The organism is Kitasatospora sp. NPDC001175 (genome assembly GCF_053598215.1).
Genome location: NZ_JBSFJU010000064.1, coordinates 1 through 19,941, shown reverse-complemented (window position 1 = coordinate 19,941; position 19,941 = coordinate 1). Strand labels below are relative to the sequence as shown.

16 protein-coding genes are annotated in these 19,941 nt (G+C 70.3%); 8 read left to right on the top strand and 8 right to left on the bottom strand.

Translation table 11 applies throughout. The features are described from left to right. Positions 1–90: 90 nt before the first annotated feature. The 3 genes from ACWDAK_RS32235 to ACWDAK_RS32225 form a co-directional block, all read right to left on the bottom strand. Positions 91–2,046, bottom strand: a complete 1,956-nt coding sequence (locus ACWDAK_RS32235) for a S53 family peptidase (RefSeq protein WP_427395496.1) — start codon at positions 2,044–2,046, stop codon at positions 91–93. A 629-nt stretch (positions 2,047–2,675) separates the two neighbouring features. Beyond that, positions 2,676–3,191: a carboxymuconolactone decarboxylase family protein gene (locus tag ACWDAK_RS32230; RefSeq protein WP_427395497.1), complete on the bottom strand. Its 516-nt coding sequence runs from the start codon at positions 3,189–3,191 to the stop codon at positions 2,676–2,678. A 215-nt stretch (positions 3,192–3,406) separates the two neighbouring features. Further along, positions 3,407–4,126, bottom strand: a complete 720-nt coding sequence (locus tag ACWDAK_RS32225; protein ID WP_427395498.1) for a peptidoglycan recognition protein family protein — start codon at positions 4,124–4,126, stop codon at positions 3,407–3,409. A 563-nt stretch (positions 4,127–4,689) separates the two neighbouring features. Between ACWDAK_RS32225 and ACWDAK_RS32220 the strand changes: the two genes are divergently transcribed. The 5 genes from ACWDAK_RS32220 to ACWDAK_RS32200 all read left to right on the top strand — a co-directional run bounded on the left by ACWDAK_RS32220 (position 4,690) and on the right by ACWDAK_RS32200 (position 9,797). Next, entirely contained in the window at positions 4,690–5,853 is a 1,164-nt protein-coding gene (locus tag ACWDAK_RS32220; RefSeq protein WP_427395499.1) for a GDSL-type esterase/lipase family protein, read from the top strand. A 442-nt stretch (positions 5,854–6,295) separates the two neighbouring features. Beyond that, complete coding sequence (locus ACWDAK_RS32215) at positions 6,296–6,709, top strand: NTP pyrophosphohydrolase (protein WP_344638864.1); 414 nt, start codon at positions 6,296–6,298, stop codon at positions 6,707–6,709. Between the two features lie 453 nt (positions 6,710–7,162). Further along, positions 7,163–8,434, top strand: a complete 1,272-nt coding sequence (locus tag ACWDAK_RS32210; protein WP_427395500.1) for an SCO2583/SCO2584 N-terminal domain-containing protein — start codon at positions 7,163–7,165, stop codon at positions 8,432–8,434. A gap of 173 nt (positions 8,435–8,607) precedes the next feature. After that, complete coding sequence (locus ACWDAK_RS32205; protein WP_427395501.1) at positions 8,608–9,243, top strand: hypothetical protein; 636 nt, start codon at positions 8,608–8,610, stop codon at positions 9,241–9,243. A gap of 107 nt (positions 9,244–9,350) precedes the next feature. Next, positions 9,351–9,797 carry a type II toxin-antitoxin system PemK/MazF family toxin gene (locus ACWDAK_RS32200; RefSeq protein WP_344638861.1) on the top strand — a complete coding sequence of 149 codons (447 nt, stop codon included), beginning with the start codon at positions 9,351–9,353 and terminating at the stop codon, positions 9,795–9,797. An 83-nt stretch (positions 9,798–9,880) separates the two neighbouring features. Here the strand turns inward: ACWDAK_RS32200 and ACWDAK_RS32195 are convergent, their stop codons facing one another. The 3 genes from ACWDAK_RS32195 to ACWDAK_RS32185 form a co-directional block, all read right to left on the bottom strand. Beyond that, positions 9,881–10,522: a DUF6461 domain-containing protein gene (locus ACWDAK_RS32195; protein ID WP_427395502.1), complete on the bottom strand. Its 642-nt coding sequence runs from the start codon at positions 10,520–10,522 to the stop codon at positions 9,881–9,883. A gap of 239 nt (positions 10,523–10,761) precedes the next feature. Next, positions 10,762–11,655: a GDSL-type esterase/lipase family protein gene (locus ACWDAK_RS32190; RefSeq protein WP_427395503.1), complete on the bottom strand. Its 894-nt coding sequence runs from the start codon at positions 11,653–11,655 to the stop codon at positions 10,762–10,764. 377 nt (positions 11,656–12,032) lie between these two features. Then, positions 12,033–12,836 (bottom strand): MBL fold metallo-hydrolase, encoded by an 804-nt coding sequence (locus ACWDAK_RS32185; protein WP_344638858.1) that lies wholly within the window; start codon positions 12,834–12,836, stop codon positions 12,033–12,035. Between the two features lie 198 nt (positions 12,837–13,034). On the opposite strand from ACWDAK_RS32185, the gene ACWDAK_RS32180 reads away from it, so the two are divergent. From ACWDAK_RS32180 to ACWDAK_RS32170, 3 genes are all read left to right on the top strand, one after another. Next, positions 13,035–14,141: an ADP-ribosylglycohydrolase family protein gene (locus ACWDAK_RS32180; protein WP_427395504.1), complete on the top strand. Its 1,107-nt coding sequence runs from the start codon at positions 13,035–13,037 to the stop codon at positions 14,139–14,141. A 1,086-nt stretch (positions 14,142–15,227) separates the two neighbouring features. Continuing rightward, the gene (locus tag ACWDAK_RS32175; protein WP_344641529.1) at positions 15,228–15,812 is read left to right on the top strand and encodes a hypothetical protein; all 585 of its coding nucleotides are present in this window, start codon (positions 15,228–15,230) and stop codon (positions 15,810–15,812) included. A gap of 488 nt (positions 15,813–16,300) precedes the next feature. Then, positions 16,301–17,812, top strand: a complete 1,512-nt coding sequence (locus tag ACWDAK_RS32170; protein WP_344641530.1) for a hypothetical protein — start codon at positions 16,301–16,303, stop codon at positions 17,810–17,812. Between the two features lie 239 nt (positions 17,813–18,051). On the opposite strand, the gene ACWDAK_RS32165 is transcribed toward ACWDAK_RS32170, so the two are convergent. Then, positions 18,052–18,441, bottom strand: coding sequence for a RidA family protein (locus tag ACWDAK_RS32165; RefSeq protein ID WP_427395505.1), 390 nt, complete (start codon positions 18,439–18,441; stop codon positions 18,052–18,054). 122 nt (positions 18,442–18,563) lie between these two features. Then, entirely contained in the window at positions 18,564–18,977 is a 414-nt protein-coding gene (locus ACWDAK_RS32160; RefSeq protein ID WP_427395506.1) for a GFA family protein, read from the bottom strand. Between the last annotated feature and the right edge of the window lie 964 nt (positions 18,978–19,941).

Sequence of the window (19,941 nt, the reverse complement as noted above, 5' to 3'; positions counted from 1 at the left end):
GGACCTCGCGGCGGCAGGCGTCGGTGCTGCGCCGGCGACAGCAGAGGCCCCCGGGCCACGAGGGTCCGGGGGCCGGCGCTCCGGCAGAGGCTAGCGAAGGAAGGGGAAGCCGTACGAGGTGACGTAGCCCGGGGCGGGCGTGCCCACGCCGGTCACGTCGTCGTAGCCGCGGACCGCGTGCAGAGTGCTGTCCTTGCCGAGGCTGCGCACGGAGGTCACCAGGCCGCCGGAGGCGTCGACGCCGTTGGCGAAGTCGACTCGCGCCACCGCGAGGTCACGGCCGGCGCCCAGCGGCTGGTCCGTCACGTCGTGGTAGAGCGGGGAGTTGTAGCGGGCGTAGATCGACGGGTTGGCGAAGCCGATCGGGAAGTGGCGGGCCTGCTGCGCCAGCGCCTGGATGCCCGCGATCACCGGTGCGGCCAGCGAGGTGCCGCCGATGCGGTACTCGTCGTACTTGACCGAGCCGTCGGGCCAGGACTGGGTCTGACCCACCAGGAAGCCGGTGTTGGGGTCGGCGACGGCCGCGATGTCCGGCACGGTACGCATCCGGGTGGGGCCGTTGGCCTTCGCCAGTGCGTCGGGGACGATGCCGCGCTGGTAGAACGGCTGCTTCACGGTGGAGCTGGTGCCGCCACCCGCGCCGCCGTTGAACGCACCGGGGAGGTTCGCCCAGCTCTTGCCGTCCGCCGCGAGGAGCGCCTTCTGGGTGCCCCAGCCGGTCTCGAACTGGTACTTGTCGCCCTTGCCGACGGCCAGCGAGGTGCCGCCGACCGCGGTCACCCAGGCCGAGTTGCCCGGGCTCTCGATCTGCTTCTTGCCGGAGCTGGCGACCTCGTCGCCGTCGTCGCCGGAGGAGAAGTAGAAGCCGATGCCCTCGACGGCGCCGAGCTTGAACGTCTGGTCGTAGGCGGCCGCGCCGTCCGGTGTCTCACTGCCCTCGAGGTCGGCCCAGGAGTTGGAGACGATGTCGGCGAGCCGGTTGTCGACGACCTTGTTGAGGGCGTCCAGCAGGTCGGGGTCGTTGCAGGAGGCACCGCCGACGTACACGATGTCCGCGTCCGGCGCGAGGGCGTGCACGGCCTCGACGTCCAGGGACTCCTCGCCGTACCAGCCGGATGCGCCGCAGTCGTCCACGCTGGTGTAGGAGGCCGGAAGCACCTCGGTGTACTGGCCCTTGCGGTAGGCCCGGTCGCCGTTGTGCTTGGCGTACTCGGCCGCGTCGTTCGCCATGGTCGGGGAGGCGTACGCATCGGTGATCGCGACGGTCACGCCCTTGCCGGTGTAGTTGCCCGCGCCGTACGCCGCCCGCAACTGCTTGCCGGTGTATCCGTGAATCGCGTACGGGAGCTTCGTGCCGTACGCGTCCGGCAGCGTGCCGGCGACGTTCGAGCCGTAGTAGGTCGAGTAAGGGCCCGAGTTGCGGAAGCCGGCGCCGGGGCCGGGCAGGGTGTCCCGTGGTGTCGCCCGGTGCGGCGCGTTGTCCAGGCCGGTCACCGTGAGCACCGCGTCGGCCAGCGTGCCGGGAGCGGAGACGGCCTGCTGGGGCGCCCGGTAAGTCCGGCCCTCCTTCCGGTAGTCGTGCAGCGAGGTGGCGAAGGCCGTCCGCGCGGCAGCAGCGTTACCGGAGACGGATATGTAGTGCCGGTTGGTGCCGGTGACGGTCAGACCCGACGACCGCAGCCACTTGGTGACCGCCTCGATCTGTGCCTGTGTCGCGCCGAAACGCTCCTGCGCCTGCTGGGGCGTCAGGTACTTGCCGTACGAGGCCGACTGCGGGTCGGAGACGGCCGTGGCGTACGCGTCCAGGGCCTTCGGGTCCCGCCCTGCCAGGTAGACGCGGGCGTTGATCTGAGCGGAGTCCGGGGTGGCGCCCTGGTCGGCGGCACCGGTGGCCCAGGCGGGCTTGGTGCCCTCCAACGCGGCCCGCCCACTCGGGACGGACTCGGCCTGAGCGGACGGCATGCCGATGACGAGCGCGCCGGCGAGCAGCGACAAGGTTGCCACCACGCTCACCCCAACACGCCGCTGGGCATGGCTGACTGTCATGTAACCCCCTGCGATGGAATTATTCGCGAGTGCACAAGTGCGCCGTTTGTATCGGTGTGTACCCATCGGTGTCCCCATGCGGACCCGGATGCACACGTTGTCTGTCCGGCTTGGCAGGGGCAGAGCATAGCGGCGGTGCGCAATGACCGATAGAGCGCAGTAGGCAACTCCGGAACTATCGCGGATCAGTGACGGCATGTTGCCGATGCCGCCTCCGGTGCGCAGTGCGGTGGCGCGGGGGCGGAGTCCGAACCGGAGGCCCAGTAGTGGGAGGGTGAGGACGGGGGCGTCCACGGCACACGCCTCGGTGCGGTCTGTGGCGACGCACCACCGTCAGGTCACGGGGCGGAGGAGAAGTGCCGTGCTCACAAGCGCAACCGCCCGCGGCCGGGTCGGGTGACTCGGTCGCGGGCGGGTAGCCGAGAGCGTCAACCCTTCAATCCCGCTCAGAGCTTAATTAATTGATGGTCAGTCAGGATTGAGGTCTGGTCTGCACGGCAGCGCGCAGGGACGAGTTGACCGGGGCGCGACGGGGCGCCGGCGGGACCCTCGTGCCGGCCCGCCGGCGGTCCTGGCCCCGCTGCGCTGCGGCACGGCCTCGTCGTAGGCCCGGTGTCCCCGCTCTGGTGTCAGGTCCACTGCTCGGAGGGCTTGACGCCGGGCAGGGGCTTGCCGATGAGGGCGATGGGGATGAAGAAGTTGACCTGACCGATGGCGATGGCGAGGGTCGCGAGGGCCTTGTCGTCGTAGTGCCCGGCGATGCGGGCGTAGAGCTCGTCGGGGACCCTTTCGCCGTCGGCGGCGGGCTGGAGTACGGCCTCGACGAGAGCTAGGGCGGCGGTCTCGGCACCGGTGAAGTAGGGGGCGTCCTGCCAGGAGGCGACCGCGGTGATGCGTTCCTCGGACTGTCCGGCGTTGCGCAGGCTGTTGGTGTGCATGACGGTCAGGTAGGTGTTGCCGACGATCTGGCCGGCGCGCAGCTGGACGAGGTCGATGGTGGTCTGCGGTACGGAGCCGTTGCCGACGGCCTTGAAGAGGGCGCCGGCCACGGCTCCCATCTCGGGGACGAGCTTGAGCGGGTTGGGCATCCTCGAACCGGTCGCGTTCCGGGCCGTGGTCGGGGTGCTGGTGGGCTGGGCGTCCATGGTGGGTGTTCCTTCCGGGTCTCTTGCGTTGCTTTCACTGCTCTGACCCGGCGGGGTGGACGGATGTGACAGTCGGACGGAAGTATTTTCTGAGGCGCGGAGTCGGGCGGGATCCCGGTCCGGCGGGCGCCAGGGGTCGGCCACCGCGGTTCTGATGGATCCGAGGCCGTCAGGATCGCCCGCCGTACCCCGAGCGGCGGGGGCGGACGCGGCGGCTATCCGCGAGCGGCAGGGCCGGGGGTGCTCAGGGAGCCGATCGGCAGGCCGGTACGGGACGGGGTCGCGCCGCGGAGGAGGTCGGCGGTGTGTTCGATGATCTGGGGAAGCAGGGCGTAGAGGGTGACGCCCGGGCACTCGGTGAAGCAGGCGTCGCGGTGGCCGGAGATGGCGTTGAACGGATGGCGGGTGCCGGCGGGGAAGCGGCTCTCGCTGTTCGTGGACGTCAGTTCGACGCGGGTTCGCGGATCGACGCCGTACGCGCCCAGCTGCCACGCGGCCAGACGGGCGATGGCCTCCAGCACCGCCGGGGGTACATGGGCGCCGGCCGGAAAGGTGCCGATCGCCGCGACGCCGACCGTCTCATGGTTGAAGCCCTGCGTATGAGCGCCGGTCACCGCCTGGTCGACGCCGCTCAGACGGCCCTCGTAGATCACGCCGTAGCGGTCGACCAGGAAGTGGTAGCCGATGTCGTCCCAGCCCCGGCGCGTGCGGTGGTCCCGGTAGATCGACCGGACGATCTCGGGCACGTCCTTGGGACCGTACGAGTCACCGTTGGCGGTGTGATGGATGAACAACGCCCGGACCGTGTGGTCGTGCTGCGGCTCGGGCGGGCTCGGCGCCTGGCCGGGCTGCCACAGCGACCGCGCCACGATCGAGGGTGGCGGCGGCTTCCAGAGGTCAGGTAGGGCGGTGGAGACCGGACCCCGTGACAACACCGGCTGGATCGAGGCCGCCGCAGGGTCGGCTTGCGCTGGTGCGGGGGGCGCGGGGGCGGCCGGTCCCGGTCGACGCTGCGGACTCCTCGCGGCGGTCAAGGTGACCGCCGCGCCCGCCGCGGCTCCCTGCGCAACGCGATGTAATAACTGGCGGCGGTCGATCTCCATGCCGCGAGACTAAGAGGATCGGCGGCGAGTCGCATGTCGTCCCGTGGCGCCCCGGCGCGGGCTGGGGAGCATTCCGGTGCAGGTCAGGAGGTGGAGTGGTCCGGTGGGGCCGCAGGCAACGGCACGTGGGCCGGGGTCGGTGTGGAGGCTGTCGATGATCTCGACGAGGCGGATCAGCTGCCCGGCGGGTGCCCCCGGACCCCGGGGAGTCGGCGCGCCGGTGAGACAACGGTGATCGTCCACCCGGATGCGGATTCCATTTTCTGCACGAACCGCTTCGCAGTGCGTACGGACCGACTAGGCTGCTTCGGGGCGGTGGATGAGAGTGCTCAAGCTCCGGCTTGCGTGCTCGATCCAGGGTGCTATCAGGCATTACGGCCTGTCAGGCCCAAGAGATGGCAGGAGCGGTGACGGTGGCGATGCGGGCGGTTCCGCTGGTGGGCGGGCCGGTGGAGTTACGGGGCGCACTGGATCTGGAGATCACGCAGGCGGGGGTGATGCCGCGTCGGTTGCCCGCATGGACCAAGGAGCAGTATCAGGACCCGTCGGCGTACGGGGTGACGGTGATGCCCTCGGGGGTGCGGCTGGTGTTCCGCACCGATGCGCGCGAGCTGGAGTTCGAGGTTCTCACCTCCACCGGACAGCTCGACACCGACCCCGAACCCCGCCCGACCGGGATGCTGGAACTGCTGGTGGACGGTGTGCCCGCCGGGCGTCGGCAAGCGCCGGTGGGCAACGTCCTGCGGATGTCGGCCCACGGGGCCGTGCAGCGACTGACCCCTGGCGAGACGGGGACGGTACGGTTCGCCGGGCTGCCAGCCGGTATGAAGGACGTCGAGCTGTGGCTGCCGCAGCAGACCCCTACGGAACTGGTGGCACTGCGCGCCGACGGCGATGTGCTGGCGCCGCTGCCGGACGGACGGCGCCGCTGGGTGCACCACGGCAGTTCCATCAGCCATTGCATCGATGCCGACGGCCCGACCGGCACCTGGCCGGTGGTGGCGGCCGCGCTCGGCGGAGTGGAGGTGATCAACCTCAGCCAGGCGGGCAACGCACTGCTTGACCCCTATGTCGCCCGGACGATCCGCGACATGCCAGCCGACCTGATCAGCCTCAAGGTTGGCATCAACATCGTCGGCATGGCCGCCTTCCGCAAGCGGACGTTCGGCCCGGCGGTCCACGGATTCCTGGACACGATCCGCGACGGTCACCCGGACACCCCGCTGCTGCTGGTGTCCCCGGTGGGCTGTCCGGCACTCGAGGAGACTCCCGGGCCGACCGTGCTCGGCCTGGACGGGAGGATCGCAGCCCTCGGCGACCCGGCCGACCTGGCCGGTGGGGCGCTGTCGCTCGAGGTGGTCCGTGCCGAGCTGGCGCGGATCGTGGCGGCGCGCCAGGCACGCGACCCCCACCTCCACTACCTCGACGGACGCGAGCTGCTCGGACTGGACGAGGCGGACGACCTGGCTGACGGCCTTCACCCCACCGCCGCCGCGTACCGTCGGATGGGCAAGCGCTTCGCCACCCGCGCCTTCGCGGACGACGGTCCCTTCAGCTGAGTTGCGGGGGCTCCGCGCCCACACGAGACGCAGAGCCCGAGCATTCACCCCCAGCTGCACGACCCGAGGTCGATTCCCTTACCTCACTGGGTACTTCGCAGACCGAGGCGACTCACCAGGCTGCGGCACCAGGGACTCCTGGCTGTTCGAGGCGGCTGCGACACCCACCGAGCTGCCAGGAGGCCCTGCCTTCCCGCGTCGACCGCTCCACGAGCAACGGTGACGATGTGGCGTGGCAGTCGGCAATGCCGCCGAGTAGCGCCGCGCCGAGGCTGGTGAGGGTGTGGACAACGGCGCCGCCGATCCGCTCCTTGGCCGTGAGGTGCGCGGCGCTCAGCACGCTGGCGTGCTGGCTGGCGGACGGCGCCGCCGGCGGCGGCAAGGCCGATCCGCTCAGCGTGCTCGCAGCCTCGGTCGCATCAGCGTGACAGGCTTGTCTGCCATGGATGCGAAAGCACTGCTGGTCGTGGATGGCGCCAACGTCGTGGGATCGGTTCCCGACGGTTGGTGGCGCGACCGCAGGGGCGCGGCGGAACGGCTGCGCGACGCGCTGGCCACGGTGGCCGAGCGGGGCCTACCGGACCGGACCGACGTCCCGGTGTGGGCACGGACCCGGCCTCTGGAAGTGGTGCTCGTGGTGGAGGGCGCTGCCCGCGGCCTGGTCGGTCTGCCACAGGTCCGGGTCGTCGAGGCGCCCGGAAACGGCGACGACCGGATCGTCGACGTCGTACGGCAAGCCAAGGCCGACGACCCGCAGCGCGCCTGCCTGGTCGTGACCGCCGACCGCGGCCTTCGGGCCCGCGTCATCGCCCTCGGTGCCGAGGTCGTCGGCCCCCGCGCCGTCCGTCCGGCCTGACGGACGGCGGCTTCCGCGAGAGCCCCACCGGCTGAGGGCGTGACGGTGCTGCGGTCCCAGCCGTCGACCTGGACCTGCGGTTGCCAGAGGACCTGCGGGACGGCAGGGCATGGCGTTGCGCAGCGGCGGCGTCACCGTCCCCGCCCGCGCGACCGCCTCGCCGCCGAGATCCAGGCGGCTGGCGGCTGGGCGCTGGCGGTGACCGCCGATGTCACCGACCAGGCCGCCGTCGACTCCGCGGCGGCCCGGATCCACACGAGGATGCGCCTGCGTCGATGCCCGCTGCACCCGCGATCGACTGAAGGCCGACACCGTGTGTACCAGCACCACCTCCCGCCCGTCCGAGCAGGCGTGATCGGACGGAGGGAACACCTCCGCCGCAGGTCACCGGCGCTCCATGCACCTCGACACCCCGGTGAAGCGGTCGGCAGCGGGTGTCTGCATACTGTCGCGGTGCCGATAGCTGAAGACCCCGAACCTCACCCGACCTCTGATTCGCCGAATGGCTCGGGAGCAGACGACCCGTTCGACCGACTCGTCCTCGACGACGAGTTCGTCAAGGCCGCCACCATCAAGGAGCGGTCCGGGCGCTCCCGCGTGCTGGCCGCGCGCTGGAAGCGCCAGCCGCCCCCGGAATCGCAGCCGTGGCGGCCGCCGACCGAGCTCCGGCGACGCCGGTTCGGCCGGAAGAGGAAGACCGTCTCGCCCTGGGGCGTCGAGCGACGCCGCAGCCGCGACTGGCAGACCCCGCTGTTCGTCGTGCTGGCGGGCGCGTTGGTGGTGGCCGGGCTGAACGTCGACCGGCTGCACGGCTGGTACACGAGCAACGTCGCCGACGGCCCGACCGAGGCCCCGGAGACCGCGGTGCCGACCGCGGCCCCGCCGACCCTTGCTCCGGACACCCCGACCGTGGACCACCCGTGGGCCGGTTCACCGGCCGCGGTGTGGCCGTCCGGAGCCGATGCGATCGTGCTGCCGCAGGCACAGGCGGTCGGGGTCTTCGACCAGGACGAAGTAGCAGCGCAGTTGAAGACCGTCAAGGACTTCCTCGTCGCGGCGAACCTCGACCCCAAGACGCTCGCCGGCGGAACCCCGCAGGCCGCACTGGACCTGTTGGGCGGGAAGAGCCGGGAGGAGGCGGAGGACGGGCTCGCCCACCCGGGCGGCACGAGCGACCCCAGTGACTGGGCCAGCCGCTTCAACCCGCGCACCGCGATCCCCGCGGGTGACGTGGTCAAGTTGCAGGGGCGGACGAGTTTCGAGGCGGACGGTAAGGACGGGATGGTGGTCCACACCGACTACACCTTCGTCTACGCCGTGCTCCCCGGGCCCGACGCCGGAAAGCTGACGCCGTCTCCCTCACAGGACCCCGCCCCCAGCGGCCTCGCAGCCGGTGCCACCCCGGGCGCGGAGCCGGCCGTCTGGACGGGAGCGGTCAGCGGTAGCACGGAGGTGACCCGCGAGATCGTGCGCCGCGTGATCGACTTCCGCTTCTACGATCCCGCCAAGTACGACGTCGAACCGGGAAAGCTGAACTTCAGCCACACGAACAGCTACTTCGGCAACAGTCTCTGCGGAGTTCACGACGGCTGGCTCGAGCCGGACTTCCCCGTCGTCACATCGGACGGCACCGAGCGGCGTGACGGAGGCACGATGGACCCGTACAACCGGAGCAAGCCGCTGCCGGACGGAACCGGCAAATGCGGCACGGTCACCCGGACCTGACCCCGGGTGGTGGTGCTGCCAAGCCGGTGGCACCACCACCCGGGCGGCCGCGCCGTGCCGCACTCCATGTCGTCGAGGCCGGCGATCGGGTGGTCGAAGCGATAGTCGACCTCCCCTCGGCCGGCTCGTACGTCACCGTGATTCCGATCTGCCGATGACCCTGGGATTCGACCATGCTGCTGACATACGGCGGAGAGACTGCTGCCGACGCCGACGCGCTCAGGACCGGCGGGGTTCCCCTCGTCCCCGAGGGATTCGTCTGGCCGAGCTGCCGCGAGTGCGGTGGGGCTATGCAGTTCCTCGCCCACTTGCCCCTCGGCGCAACGGCGGTGGCGGTGTTCTTCTGCCAGAACGACCCCGGCACGTGTGACGACTGGAACGCCATCGCCGGTGCCAATCGCGCCTACGTGCTCTCCGGCGAACTCACCCCGGCGGCAGTCCCGGCAGAGGGCGAGATGCTCCTGGGTGCGGTCACCGCTCTGAGGCTCCACCCCGCTGGCGAGCCCACGGAGGAGCCGGTCCTGGGACGACTCGGCGGCGAGCCGGACTGGATCCAGGATGACGAGACGCCCGACTGCCCCTCCTGTACCGCGCCCATGACGTTCACGGCCGAACTGGAGGAGGGCTACGACTTCGCCACCTCGGCGAACTTCGGTGGCGGTGGCCGCGGTTACGTCTTCGGCCACCGTTCCTGCCCCGGCCCGGAGTTCCGCCTGCTGCCGCAGCAGTTCGTTCGTCGTCATCACCCGAGCCTCCCAGCCACCGGCCGACGCCGTGCGCGGAGCCCCGACGTCACGCGCTGCAGGTAGGCGCCGCGGGGCCGACGACGGCACCTCGGGAGATGGCTAACTGGGGCGCTGCGGCCGGTTGACACTCGGGATCACCCTGTGGGCGGTCCGGGCGCTAGTCTTCGCGCATGACACAGCTGATCAACGAGGACATACCCGGTCGTTTCGGTCCGGAGGCCACGGTCGAGGTGGAACCGTACGGGGTGGGTGCGGTTCGTACCGAGTACTCGCCGCGGCACGACGGCGACCCCGACCCGGGCGAGATCGTTTGGACGTGGGTGCCGTACGAGGAGCGGGACGGCCGTGGCAAGGACCGGCCGGTGCTGGTGGTGGCGCGCGAGGAGGCGGGCAGTCTGCTGGCCGTGATGCTCTCGAGCAAGGGGCACGAAGGGGACCGGGACTGGGTGCCGATCGGCTCCGGTCCGTGGGACAAGTCCGGCCGGGACTCCTGGGTGGCGCTGGACCGGGTGATGCGGGTGTGGGACGGCGGGATGCGCCGTGAGGCCTGCGCGCTGGACCGGGCCCGCTTCAATCTGGTGGTGGACAGCCTGCGCCGCCGCTACCGCTGGAGCTGACCGCACTCCTCCGCCCGGGTCCCGTCGGACGGCGGTCCGACGGGACCCGGCGCGGGGCGTCCGCGGGCGCCGTTGGCGTTCGGTCAGGTAAGCGGTTCGGGGGCGGCGCCGCAGAGGAAGGCGGCGCCGTCCAGCAGCTCCGGGGTTAGCCGGACACCGGTGAGGTGTTCGGCGAGGGCGAAGGCGGCCTCGGTGTGGAGGGCGGAGTCGCAGTCGTCGTCCTCACGGAGGTCGAACCCGGCCTGCTCCATCATGGCCGCTGTGGCGTCGGCGTCGCTGCCGTCGCGGCCGAAGGCGAACAGCGGCTCGAAGTGCAGGCGGGTCCGGCCGTCCTCCTGCCAGTAGAAGTGGTCCACCGCGTTGATGTTCCGGAAGTGTGAGACCAGACGAGTGCCCCGGGAGAGGGCCTCCATCACGGGGGCGGAGATGCCGAGGTGGCCGTAGTGCTCGACGGCCAGCGCCCAGCCCCCGACCTCGGTGGCGGCGATGAACAGCCGGTCGTCATCGTCGTCATCGTCCAGGACATCCTGGAAGCCGCCGTCCTCGAACTCGTCCGCGGCTTCCAGGAGAGCGGCGACCCCGGTGACTCGGTGCAGGGGCTTCGCGCCGATCCGGTCCAGCAGGTCCTCCGGCGAGAGCCCCTCCACCAGCGTGAGGCAGTACGCCTCGTTCAGAACGTCGTAGCGCTCGGCAAACCAACGGTAGTCGGCGGCATGTGCAGTCATGACGCCCATGTTCGCAGGCGACTGTGACAGCGTCAGAGCCGCCCGCGTCGGCACCGGGTGGTGGTGTGTCGGGCGCGGGCGGCACGGCCGTGTTCATGTCCTGGTGAGGGTGACGACGGCAGTGCACAGCAGGCGGATGCTCTGCAGGAACTCGTCGTCCTGGCTCAGCCGGGGTGTCTGCTCGATGAGCAGCGGAAGGGGGCCGGTTGTCCGTCCCGGCTCGGCGGCTGCCGGGTGGTTCAGCAGCCGGAGATGTCGATGTGCTGGTAGAGCACCTGGTGCCCTTCGGGGGTGGGGTGCAGGCCGTCCGTGAGCATCTCGGTCCTGTCGCGCAGCGGTTCCCACATGTCGAGGTAGTCGATGTGGTTCTCGGCGCACCAGGTCTTCAGGAACTCGCGCAGGGCCAGCGCCCGGGCCTGGGTGAATCGCAGGCCCTCGTAGTCGCCGGTGCGTGATTCGTCGATCCACGTCGGTCCCGCGACGACGAGTCGCGCGTTGTGGCTCAGGGCGGTGTCAGCCAGCGAGGCGAGGCTGTCCGCGACATGCGCCGGCATGTCGCGGTGAGCCTGCGCAGTGGCGGTCGAGATGGCGGAGTCGTTGATGCCGGCGGCGACAATGATGGTGTCGGGTCGGCGGGGAGGCAGGAGGGCGGGGGTCTGCTCGGCCACATCGAGCAGGGTGCTTCCGGGGATGGCCAGGTTGAAGACCCGGTGGTCGGCCTCGTTCCCGGCGATGTGGGTGGCCGTCAGGCGGGCTGCCCATCCGCCGTGCGGATCGCAGCGTCCGTAGGCGATGCTGTCGCCCACGATCACTATGCGTGCTGCCGGGCGCAGTGGTTTCGCATCCAGGTAGGCCCAGGCGCTCTCTCCGGAGGAGAGGAGTACCCGTCGGCGGACGTAGTCGTCCACTTCGTAGGCGTCAGCTGCAGCGAGCTCCTGGTCGGTGAGGCGCAGGACGGCGCCATCGACCACGGCGCCGAGCTTGGACTTCAGCGCCAGGTGGACGTCAAGGCCGCTGGTGGCGATCACGGACTGGTCGGTGATCGGCAGGGGCCTGGTGGTGCAGCCGGCCAGCGATGCCGCAGCACTCGGCACGGCTCGGCCGAAGAGTGTGGTCTGGACTCGTTCGTCCATCAGTGTGCCGAAGGAAAACAGGGTGTGAGGGCGGGACTCGGTCACCGTGAGCGCCGTGGCCTTTCTTCCGGAATGATCAGTTCACTTTATCGGGCGAGTCGTTCACGGATGGTTGCCGTCGGGTCCCCGACGTCATCGACCGCGAGGAGCGGGCTGAGCTGACCGGACGAGTCGGAGTACGTCGCCGGCTCCACACGGCGGTTCACCGAAATGGTGGGCGTTCGGGAGCAGCACCTGACCGAACGTGAACTGTCCGCGCTGTGTCGTACCGGGGGAACGCTGCGCCCGGACGCCGGTTCCTCTGCCCGGACGCTCGGCGGTCGGGGTCTGGGCGCATTCGCCCTGCTCGTCCGCGCCGGAGTCCGCTTCGAACGCGGTCAGCTCGTTGGGCGCCCAGGGGCGCTGGTGGCCTGACCGATCTCGAAGGTCGCACCGGGCGCGGCGTAGTCGGTGGGGCCGTTGAAGCGCGCCGAGGCGCGCGCCACCGCCTGCTGTGGCGTGAGGAACCGACCGACATGCGTGACGATCAACCGGCCTGCCCGGGCCGCGCTGGCGGTCTCGCCGGCGTCCTCAGGGGTGTGGTGCACCTGGTCGCCCTCGGTGGGCACCTTCGCGCTCTCGGCCTCACACAGCAGCACGTCGCATCCGTCGGCCAGACTCGTCAGGCCGGCGCACGGTGCCGTGTCCCCGGAGTAGACCAGCGACCGACCCGCGACCTCGACGCGTAGCGCGAAGGCCGGGATGCCATGCGCCACAGCCCGGCTGGTCAGCCTCAGCGGACCAACGTTCACCTGGTGCCCATCGTGCAACTCGGTGACGGCGAAGGCGGATTCGATCGGGCTGCGGACCGACGTGTTGGTGAGGAAGCCCGCCAGCCGGTCGACGATACCGGGCGGGCCGTAGAGGGGGATCGGCGCGGCAAGGCGGACGTCCGCGTACAGAGCGCCGTAGTAGGCAGTGAGCAGGTCCGCGCTGTGGTCGGCGTGCAGGTGCGAGATCCAGATCGCGTCCAGCTCATCCAGCCGGGCGTGACGTTGCAGCGGGCCCAGCGTTCCACTGCCCGCGTCCACCCACACACGCGTGTCCCCACTGGAGACCAAGTAGCCGGAACACGGATTGTCCACGCTCGGAAACGGCGTCGCGCACCCCAGGACCGTGAGGCGAAGAAACTCGTCGACCATCTCGAGAGTCTAGAACACTTGATCCAAATGTCTTGAGATTTCTCTCGACGGGCAGAGCCGGCTTCAGGTGGCACGTAGGACCCGGACTCGGTGCGTCCCGCAGCGCGCGCCGTGCAGCCGGCCCCGGCGCAGGCCTTCGGTGCCGCAGGTCGGTGGTGGATAGTCTGGGGCAGTTGATCAAGCTTGGAGGGGGCGCGGGTGAGGCACCTGGAGTGGAACGAGTTGGCTGCGTACCGGGCGAGGGTCCGGGGCTGTCTGCTCGGCGGGGCGATCGGGGACGCACTGGGCAATCCGATCGAGATGAAGTCCATGGTCACCGTCGAGGCCCAGTACGGGGAGAAGGGCATCACCGGGCTGGTCCCGGACCGCCACGGCATGGTCGGGACGATCACCGACGACACCCAGATGACCCTCTTCACGGCCGAGGGCTGGCTGCGCGGCTACACCCGCATCATGACGGACGGCGGCGGCACGGAGACCGCCCTGGTGCACGAGGCGTACCTGCGGTGGCTGGACACCCAGCAGTCCGACGCACCGCAACCCGAGCTCAGCAGCCCGCACCGCACCGGATGGCTGCGCGAGGAGCCCTGGCTCTACGCGCGACGAGCCCCAGGCCGCGCCTGCGAGTTCGGCATCCCCAAGAACCACATCCCCGACCCGCGCGGCGCGATCGACGGCACCCCCGGCCCGGTCAACCCCGACGCGAAGGGATGCGGCTCGGTGATGCGCTCCGCACCCTTCGGCCTCACCGACGCCAGCCCCCAGTACGCCTTCGAACTCGCCGCCCGCTGCGCGCAGATGACACACGGCCACCCGACCAGCTACTACGCCTCCGGGGCCTTCGCCGCCATGATCAGCCACCTGGTGACCGGCGAGTCCCTCCAGGACGCGGTCCGGCTCAGCATGGGCTTGCTGGCCCGCTACCCGGGCCACGAGGAGACAACCACCTTGCTACGCAAGGCGGTTGAGCTCGCCGCGGCCGGCCCGGCGACACCCATGACGGTGGAGAGCCTCGGGGGCGGCTGGATCGCGGAGGAGGCACTGGCCATCGCCGTCTACGCGGCGCTGGCCCGCACCACGTTCTGGAAGGATCACACGCCGATCGAGTCCGCGCTGCTGCTGTCGGTCAACCATTCCGGTGACAGCGACTCCACCGGCGCGATCTGCGGCAATCTCCTCGGCGCCCGTCACGGCGACGGGCTGCTGCCGCAGCAGTGGCTGGCCAGGATCGAGGGCCGGGCCCAGATCGCCGTGCTCGCGGACGACTTCGCCGCCGCGGTCTGCCCGGGCGTGCAACGACCGTAGAGCTACCGGCGTCATTCGAGGAACCGGGGTGATCCCGGACGCCGGCCGTCTCCCTGGCGGGCCGCGCGGAAGCCGCCGGGCCGCCAGGGGCGTGGTGGGTAGTCACTCGAGCATCAGGCGGAGGACGTCCTCGGGAGGGGAGAGGCAGGCCAGGCCGGTCTGGCCGACCGTTCGGTCACCGGTGGGCGGGCCGGGGCGGAGGCCGACCGTCGTGGCGGTGGTGCCCCAGCGGCGCAGACGACCCAGGCGTATGCGATCAGCAAGCCCTCGAGCCGTGGCACCTGGAGCAGCCTCAGGATCGCGGCGTACGGTCTGGTGAGCCGCCATCCGGTGCTCTGGCGGCTGTCCGACCTCCCGTTGCGGGCGGCGTTCGAGCTTCTGCGGCAGGTGCCGCTGGACTGGACGCACGGTGTCGGGGTCTCGTCGGGGCGGCCCGTGCCGGTCCCGCTCGATCTGGTGTGCCATCGGCTGGGCCGCTCCGTCTGGCAGCCCGAGCTGATCCGTGCCAGACCGGGCCTCTCGTCTGGGGGCGCTCGTGACGGCTGTGGTGCAATCGGGGGCTGCGTTGGTCGCTGTGGTGGTCGCCTGCGGCTGGGCCGTCGGTGTCGCCCGGGATGCCGCGTGCGGCTGCAGGGTCCAGATCGTCGGGGGACGGGGCCCGCCGCCTGCGTGGCAGGCCGGGCTCTGGGCGTTCGTGTGGATCGCGTCCTGGGTCGCACCGGCCAGGCGGGCGGGTCTACGGGCCGGCGGGGAGGGGCGTGTGGGCGCAGGCGTCGGCGAGCGGGGCGCTGTTCCTGCGCCGCCTGTTTCCCTGACGCCGACTTATCTCATCGTGTCGGCGGTTCCAGACGCTCCGGCCGCCGATGGTGTGAGCTGGTGTCAGGTTCAATCCGAAGGGCTAAGCTCATTTCAATTCTCTTGTCTTGCAGATGATTTGACGTTTCCTGAGGAGAGCGACGCCTTGTCCTGGTACCTCATTCGGCTCTCTGGTGGCGGCCTTCGAGATGCCCGATGTGAGTGCCGTCGTTACGTTCAGATCACGGGGTCGGCGGCCTAGCCGACCGCTCAGGAAACAGGAGAAGTTCCATGCAGATCACCCGCGCCACCGCTATCACCGCGGCCGTCGGCGCCGCCGCGGCTCTGGCCGCGACCGGCCTCACCTACGCCTCGGCCGCCTCGCAGCCGGCGAGCCAGGCAGCCCCGGCCGTCCAGCAGGTGGCCGTTCCCGAGCAGGCACCCTCCGGTAACGACGGGAAGGAGAACAACAACGGACGCAAGGGCAACGAGGGCCACGAGGGCCACGAGCACCGTGAGCACCGGCACCACAAGCGCCACCACGAGGGCCGGATCCAGATCAACGAGCGGACCTACTCCGCCCACACGGACGGCTGCATCACCGTGATCAGCGGCCTGGGCGCGAAGACCCTGAACATCCGCAACGACAGCCACAAGACTGTCGAGGTCTTCCGCGGGGCAGTGTGCGACAACGGCGCTCCGATCGCCACGGTCGGGCCTCACAGCCAGGCCGACGGCGTGAACGTGCACCGCGTCAAGGGTGTCTTCGTCAAGGACGGTGTGCTGGCCAGCTTCCGGGTCATCCACCACCACCACGGGGGCGGCCACGGTGACGAGGGCGGCCACGGTGGTGAGGGCGGGGGCGACCGGGACTGATCAGGCCTTCCCTGGAAGGTCTGAGCGATGATGGTCTTGACGATCGCGAAAAGGGCGGTCGAGGGGCCGTGGACGCCTCGACGGATCGGGAACGTGCTCGGTCAAGACCTTCTCCGTGACCGGCGATAGCGTGGTCCGGGATCGCGATACGGTGGCCTGACCGGCACCGGAACATCGCCGAGAACCGGACCACGCCGCGGTCGGCGCTCATCCGCCTCACGGACGCCCCCGCCTGGCTCTCGCCGGGCGGGGCGTCCGTGGCTGCGTTTTCCGGGGCCGTCTGCGGCTCCCTGACACCGGATACTACCGGGCCCCCGGGGCTCCCGGGCATACGACACACCCGGCGCAGCCTCACCGGGCCACTCGCCGCCCACGGCGCAGGCCCCGCGGGAAACCGAACCGGTCCGGGACACGGCGCCATCGGTGGCCCGCTGATGTGGCGACTCGACGACACCAGCGTTGTCGTTGCCCGCCTCTACAGTGGCCGCATGGTGGTTCTTGAGGCACAGCCAGAAGTCTCCCCGCAGCATCTGCTTCGAAAGTGGATCGGCGACCTGCCCTACCAGCTGCGGGTCCTGGAGAGGGTGCTCCTCCCCGCGGATTTCTGCTTCGACTACTCCCCAGCGTCGCTGGAGGCTCTGGAGGCGGTCCTGCTGGAGCACCACGGCCGCGTCCAGGACACCGGGAAGCGGCGGGAGTTCGTGGAGAGTGCGATGGCCTATCTCGGCGAAGTCCTGCTCGGTGTCGCCGGCGGTGCCTGGGCCTGGAACACCCGGCAGATCGACGGTCTTCCGGGGCAGCCTGTCGTCTGGCCGGACCTGGAACTGGAACTGTCTCCAGTCGCACCGATGCTGCTGATCGCCCACGCTCTGCGAGAGCGTACGGGGACCGCGTTCGCCGAAGAGGTCGAGCGGCTCCGGCATGCCGTGACGGCGCGACGACAGCACGTTCCGGGGTGGGAGCCCGTCAAGGAGCACACGCCGTACGTCGACCCCAGAGCGCCGCTGGCAGAGGATCCGGCTCTGACGGCATGGCTGGACGACCGGAGAGAGGCGCTCTCCGCCTGGGCCGAGGACGCGTTCGAGGGAGCGTGGCGGTGGAGCTTCCACCCGGACACGCTGAACTGGCTGGAAGCAGTCCTGAGGCGGCGGTTCACCACCGTGGAGGAGTTCGACGCCGCGCGGGACGAGCCGTTCGTGCAGGGCGCCTGCTGGTACCTGGGCGAGGTGATCCGGCAGGTCAAGGGGGCGGTGTGGCAGTACATCCCGTTCGATCCCGATGCCGAGCCCGGGGAGGCCGGATCACGGGAGAACGGGTGGACCGATGTCCCGTTCGTCGATCAGCCGGACAAGCGGGTCGGGGGTGCGGCTGTTCCACTGGTGTGCCTGCGCGACTTGTTCGTCGCGGAGGCGGGGCGGCCGGCGGACAGGCTCGTGGACGTGTTGCCGTGGTTCAGGGGCTCGTCGTACGCACACGTGGGGGCGCTGCTCCAGCGCATGGGCATGGTGTCCCAGGAGAAGGTCGACAGTGTCCTCGCCGATTACGCGGACCTCGCGCACAACGAACTGCCGCCCCATGAAGTGCCCAGCGCTCTCGAAGAATTCGGCGTGGCGATCTCGGCCCACGGGGACGATGTGGACGACTTGGAGGAGAGCTACGCGGGCATCCTGGAGCGGGCCGCGACACTCACCGGCGGCGCGGTCACCATCACCGGCGCCCGGCTGGTTGAGGACGAGGAGGGACACGAGGTCCTGGAGTTCGTCCGCAACGGCGCGTTGGTGACGCAGTGGGTCGAGCATCAGTCGGACGAGTACCTCGACCACTTGGCGATCACGGAGTTCATCGGGCATGTCGATCCCGACCCCGGTGACGACACCCGCCGCTTCTACCTCGTCCACTTCGTGCGTCTGAGGGACAGCAACTACGACAGCTACTTCGTTTTCGCCACGCCGGAGCAGAGTGCGCAGCTGGAGCGGGAACTCGGCCTGGAGCTGCGCTAGAAAGCCGAGTCGATCGCGCACAGCGAGCAGTCCGGCCTGCCGCTGGGCGCCGAGCTCGTCCAGGACGATGCGGCCAGCCGATCGGGAACCCCGACACGGTGATCGCTCCGCCGCCCGTCCGTCCGCCACCGGGCAGCCGCGGCTCCGGCCGAGTCCACTCGTGGTGTGTCGGATCGCCCCGGCCGTCGTCGGGCACGTGTCGGCCACGCAGCCCCCGTTCCCCGGAACAGATCGGGCTGTTACGCGGTGGCCCGCCGTGCGTACACCTCTATCTCGATCTTCATCCGGGGGTCGGCGAGACCGCACATGAGCATCGTGGCGGCCGGCCGGACATCGCCGAAGTAGCGGCGCAGGACCGGCCAGCAGGGCTCGAAGTCTTCGCGCTCGGGCAGCAAGTAGCGCACCCGCACCACGTCGGCGAAGGTGCACTCCGCCTCGGCCAGCGCGGCCTCGATGTTGCGCAGGCACTGTTCGGCCTGCTCCACCACGTCGTCGGAGATCGTCATGGTGGTGTAGTCGAACCCGGTCGTCCCGGACACATGCACCCAGTCGCCGTCCACCACGGCACGGGCATAGCCGATCTGCTCCTCGAAGGTCGAGCCGCTGAGGATCGCACGTCGCTCTGTCATGCGCCAAACGCTAAGTGGCCAGCACGGATACGTCTAATACAGCCACGAGCATGACCTGATATCTCTAGGCGTATGGAGTTGCACCGCCGTGTTGCCCCCGGGCTTTGCCGCTGCGGCCGGCGCTACCGGGGCTGCGGTTCGTGGGCGAGGGTGATGGTCATCCACGGCGCGGCCTTCTCGCGGAAGCTGTGCCCGAGGGGCTCGAGGCCGGTTTGGTCGTCGAGGCTGAAGGCCGTCACCATGATCATCGGGGAGTCATCGGTGATGGAGACGAGAGGGGTCCCGCATCGCGGGCAGAATCCGCGGTGCAGGGTCGGCCAGGTGGCGTACCAGGTCGGCTCGCCTCCAGGGCCGGTCCAGGTCAGCGCCTCCCTGTGGAAGCCGACCCAGGCCATCGCGGGGCCACCGCAGAGGTGAGTGCAGTGCTCGCAGGAGCACAGGTGCGGGTCGTCCGGAACGCCGGTGACCTCGTAGGTGATGTCCCCGCAGCGGCATCGGCCTGCTCGCAGTTCAGAAGGGGCGTTCAGTTCGGCCATTCGAACATCTCCCTTGGTAAGGGCGAGGGTTGGAAGCGTCAGTGTGCCATCGGGCTGGGGTCCCGGGCTGGTGTTGGGGTCCGGGGGCCCGGTGGGCGAGATCGTGTTCACCCCTGGCGGTGAGGGGCCTGGCGCCAGGGTGACGATCGCACGGCCCCGACCTTCGGCGGTCGGCTTGCTGTCCGCGGTCGCAGGGTGAGAGCTGCGAGATCCTACCGGCCGTCGGGGCTGGGCTGCGACCGGCGTTCCTGACCCGGCGCCCCGCTCCACCCCGTTCCGCTCGCGGTCGGCGCCGGGGCAGGTATTCGCGGTCCTTGGCGCACTTCTGCCTGTGGCCTGGGCCACATTGCTTTCGGCAACCCGGCGCATTCTGTGGCCCGGGCCACATTCCGGCGGGGGCATTCGGGGCCCTAGAGCCGCCCAAAAAGGAGAAAATAGGTTTAAGTTGCCCGTGACGGTGGCCACACGCGGCAGACACTCCACTACCCCGCATAGTGGACCACCCCCACCGGGCCCGCGGCCATCCGGCCACCATCGCGGCCACCCCGGGACCGCCGGGGCCGCCACCGACCGGCCGATCCCACATCAGCCCAGCTCAGAGCCGTGATCACGGAATTCGAAAACGGGCCCGAAGGCCAGGTTTCAGCCCCACGGCGGCGGGCAGAACGACGCGCCCCGGGAACCCCGACGGGCGACGCTCCTACGACACCGCGTCGTAGACCGGCCGTTTCCGACCCCTTGGAGCCCGCCACCGGGCCCGCTAACAATGGCTTCAGTCGCCACGACGCACCGGGCCTTCCACCCGAGTCGTAGCGAACCGGCGCAGCCCACGCGATCCGTTCCACCGCGATCACGGCGCCGCTACCACGCCGGAGGCACGGACCCTTCTCGAAGGCCGTGCGGGTGTGAATCCCTGTCCCCTGCCTTAGGACCGCTCTTGTCTGCTTCCATCACCGCTCGCCTG

Excerpts from the sequence above, each read along its gene's own strand:
- ACWDAK_RS32235 (WP_427395496.1), bottom strand. The coding sequence starts at position 2,046 with ATGACAGTCAGCCATGCCCAGCGGCGTGTTGGGGTGAGCGTGGTGGCA.
- ACWDAK_RS32230 (WP_427395497.1), bottom strand. The coding sequence starts at position 3,191 with ATGGACGCCCAGCCCACCAGCACCCCGACCACGGCCCGGAACGCGACC.
- ACWDAK_RS32220 (WP_427395499.1), top strand. The coding sequence starts at position 4,690 with ATGGCAGGAGCGGTGACGGTGGCGATGCGGGCGGTTCCGCTGGTGGGC.
- ACWDAK_RS32215 (WP_344638864.1), top strand. The coding sequence starts at position 6,296 with ATGGATGCGAAAGCACTGCTGGTCGTGGATGGCGCCAACGTCGTGGGA.
- ACWDAK_RS32205 (WP_427395501.1), top strand. The coding sequence starts at position 8,608 with ATGCTGCTGACATACGGCGGAGAGACTGCTGCCGACGCCGACGCGCTC.
- ACWDAK_RS32200 (WP_344638861.1), top strand. The coding sequence starts at position 9,351 with ATGACACAGCTGATCAACGAGGACATACCCGGTCGTTTCGGTCCGGAG.
- ACWDAK_RS32195 (WP_427395502.1), bottom strand. The coding sequence starts at position 10,522 with ATGACTGCACATGCCGCCGACTACCGTTGGTTTGCCGAGCGCTACGAC.
- ACWDAK_RS32190 (WP_427395503.1), bottom strand. The coding sequence starts at position 11,655 with ATGGACGAACGAGTCCAGACCACACTCTTCGGCCGAGCCGTGCCGAGT.
- ACWDAK_RS32185 (WP_344638858.1), bottom strand. The coding sequence starts at position 12,836 with ATGGTCGACGAGTTTCTTCGCCTCACGGTCCTGGGGTGCGCGACGCCG.
- ACWDAK_RS32175 (WP_344641529.1), top strand. The coding sequence starts at position 15,228 with ATGCAGATCACCCGCGCCACCGCTATCACCGCGGCCGTCGGCGCCGCC.
- ACWDAK_RS32170 (WP_344641530.1), top strand. The coding sequence starts at position 16,301 with ATGGTGGTTCTTGAGGCACAGCCAGAAGTCTCCCCGCAGCATCTGCTT.
- ACWDAK_RS32165 (WP_427395505.1), bottom strand. The coding sequence starts at position 18,441 with ATGACAGAGCGACGTGCGATCCTCAGCGGCTCGACCTTCGAGGAGCAG.
- ACWDAK_RS32160 (WP_427395506.1), bottom strand. The coding sequence starts at position 18,977 with ATGGCCGAACTGAACGCCCCTTCTGAACTGCGAGCAGGCCGATGCCGC.